1 rRNA gene is annotated in these 3,117 nt (G+C 54.4%); it reads right to left on the reverse strand.

Going from position 1 to position 3,117, the window contains the following annotated elements:
* Positions 1-21 precede the first annotated feature (21 nt).
* Positions 22-2,910: ribosomal RNA gene (locus DOM67_RS18695) — 23S ribosomal RNA — on the reverse strand.
* Between the last annotated feature and the right edge of the window lie 207 nt (positions 2,911-3,117).

The following is a 3,117-nucleotide window of genomic DNA, read 5'->3' on the forward strand; positions in this document are numbered from 1 at the left end:
ACCCAGACCCCTTGGGGTTATATGGTCAAGCCTCACGGGGCATTAGTACACGTTAGCTCAACGCCTTGCAGCGCTTCCACACCGTGCCTATCAACCAGCTCGTCTTGCTGGACCCTTTAGGAGACTCGAAGTCTCAGGGAGATCTCATCTTGAAGGGGGCTTCCCGCTTAGATGCCTTCAGCGGTTATCCCGTCCGCACATAGCTACCCGGCAATGCCACTGGCGTGACAACCGGAACACCAGAGGTGCGTCCACTCCGGTCCTCTCGTACTAGGAGCAGCGCTTCTCAAATCTCCAACGCCCACGGCAGATAGGGACCGAACTGTCTCACGACGTTCTAAACCCAGCTCGCGTACCACTTTAAATGGCGAACAGCCATACCCTTGGGACCGACTTCAGCCCCAGGATGTGATGAGCCGACATCGAGGTGCCAAACACCGCCGTCGATGTGAACTCTTGGGCGGTATCAGCCTGTTATCCCCGGAGTACCTTTTATCCGTTGAGCGATGGCCCTTCCATACAGAACCACCGGATCACTAGAACCTACTTTCGTACCTGCTCGACGTGTCTGTCTCGCAGTTAAGCACCCTTATGCTCTTGCACTCAATGCACGATTTCCAACCGTGCTGAGGGTACCTTCGTGCTCCTCCGTTACTCTTTCGGAGGAGACCGCCCCAGTCAAACTACCCACCACACACTGTCCTTACACCGGATCACGGTGCGAAGTTAGAACGCCAATGATGCCAGGCTGGTATTTCAAGGTTGGCTCCACCGCAACTGGCGTCACGGTTTCCAAGCCTCCCAGCTATCCTACACAAGCAACATCAGCGTCCAGTGTGAAGCTATAGTAAAGGTTCACGGGGTCTTTCCGTCTAGCCGCGGGTACACAGCATCTTCACTGCGATTTCAATTTCACTGAGTCTCGGGTGGAGACAGCGTGGCCATCATTACGCCATTCGTGCAGGTCGGAACTTACCCGACAAGGAATTTCGCTACCTTAGGACCGTTATAGTTACGGCCGCCGTTTACCGGGGCTTCGATCAGGAGCTTCGCTTGCGCTAACACCATCAATTAACCTTCCGGCACCGGGCAGGCGTCACACCCTATACGTCCGCTTACGCGTTAGCAGAGTGCTGTGTTTTTAATAAACAGTTGCAGCCACCTGGTATCTTCGACCGGTTCACGCTAGGAGAGCGAGTCTCTTCACGCTACGCCGGCGCACCTTCTCCCGAAGTTACGGTGCCATTTTGCCTAGTTCCTTCACCCGAGTTCTCTCAAGCGCCTTGGGATTCTCACCCTGACCACCTGTGTCGGTTTGGGGTACGGTCGCATGTGATCTGAAGCTTAGAGGCTTTTCCTGGAAGCGTGGCATCGATGACTTCCGGACCGTAGTCCGTTCGTCTCGTCTCTCGGCCTTGAGAGCCCGGATTTGCCTAAGCTCTCAGCCTACTGACTTTCACCAGGACAACCAACGCCTGGCTCACCTAGCCTTCTTCGTCCCCCCATCGCAATCACATCCGGTACGGGAATATTGACCCGTTTCCCATCGACTACGCTTTTCAGCCTCGCCTTAGGGGCCGACTCACTCTGCTCCGATTGACGTAGAACAGAAACCCTTGGTCTTCCGGCGGGGGAGGTTTTCACTCCCCTTGTCGTTACTCATGTCAGCATTCGCACTCGTGATACCTCCAGCATGCTTCTCAACACACCTTCGCAGGCTTACACGACGCTCCTCTACCGCTCATCCAGAGGATGAACCCGTAGCTTCGGCATCTGGTTTGAGCCCCGTTACATCTTCCGCGCAGGCCGACTCGACTAGTGAGCTATTACGCTTTCTTTAAAGGATGGCTGCTTCTAAGCCAACCTCCTAGCTGTCTATGCCTTCCCACATCGTTTCCCACTTAACCAGAATTTGGGGGCCTTAGCTGACGGTCTGGGTTGTTTCCCTTTTCACGACGGACGTTAGCACCCGCCGTGTGTCTCCCACGCTCTACTCACCGGTATTCGGAGTTTGCCTCGGGTTGGTAACCCGGGATGGGCCCCTAGCCGAAACAGTGCTCTACCCCCGGCGGTAATACGTGAGGCGCTACCTAAATAGCTTTCGAGGAGAACCAGCTATCTCCGAGCTTGATTAGCCTTTCACTCCGATCCACAGCTCATCTCAGCATTTTTCAACATACTTGAGTTCGGGCCTCCAGTCAGTGTTACCTGACCTTCACCCTGGCCATGGATAGATCGCCCGGTTTCGGGTCTATATCCAGCGACTGGTCGCCCAGTTAAGACTCGATTTCTCTACGCCTCCCCTATACGGTTAAGCTCGCCACTGAATATAAGTCGCTGACCCATTATACAAAAGGTACGCGGTCACCGAACAAGTCGGCTCCCACTGCTTGTACGCACACGGTTTCAGGATCTATTTCACTCCCCTCTCCGGGGTTCTTTTCGCCTTTCCCTCACGGTACTGGTTCACTATCGGTCAGCCAGGAGTATTTAGCCTTGGAGGATGGTCCCCCCATGTTCAGTCAAGGTTTCACGTGCCCCGACCTACTCGATTTCACATATTCAGGTTTTCGACTACGGGGCTATCACCCACTATGGCCGGCCTTTCCAGACCGTTCGTCTAACCAGTCACATGCTTAAGGGCTACTCCCCGTTCGCTCGCCGCTACTGGGGGAATCTCGGTTGATTTCTTTTCCTCGGGGTACTTAGATGTTTCAGTTCCCCCGGTTCGCTTCCCAACACCTATGGATTCAGTGTGGGATACCCAGCTTATGCTGGGTGGGTTTCCCCATTCGGACATGCCCGGGTCGCAGGTTGTTTGCCACCTCACCGAGCCTTATCGCAGGCTACAACGTCCTTCATCGCCTCTGGCTGCCTAGGCATCCACCGTGTGCGCTTAATCGCTTGACCATATAACCCGAAGGAGTCTGGTCACGCGATCACAACGACAATTGCCGGATACGCTTGAGACGTATCACTTTTCGTTCTTCGCCATTCCAACCACGAATGGTGAAGAACTGTCAGCATGATCCATATTGTTAAAGAGCGTTAGAGCAGAAGCTCTAAGCGATCGACTTTGTCAGCGTGTCGCGTGACGAAGCGGATGGCTTAGAACTC

The organism is Salinicola sp. RZ23 (assembly GCF_003206675.1).
Taxonomy (GTDB): Bacteria; Pseudomonadota; Gammaproteobacteria; order Pseudomonadales; family Halomonadaceae; genus Salinicola; species Salinicola endophyticus.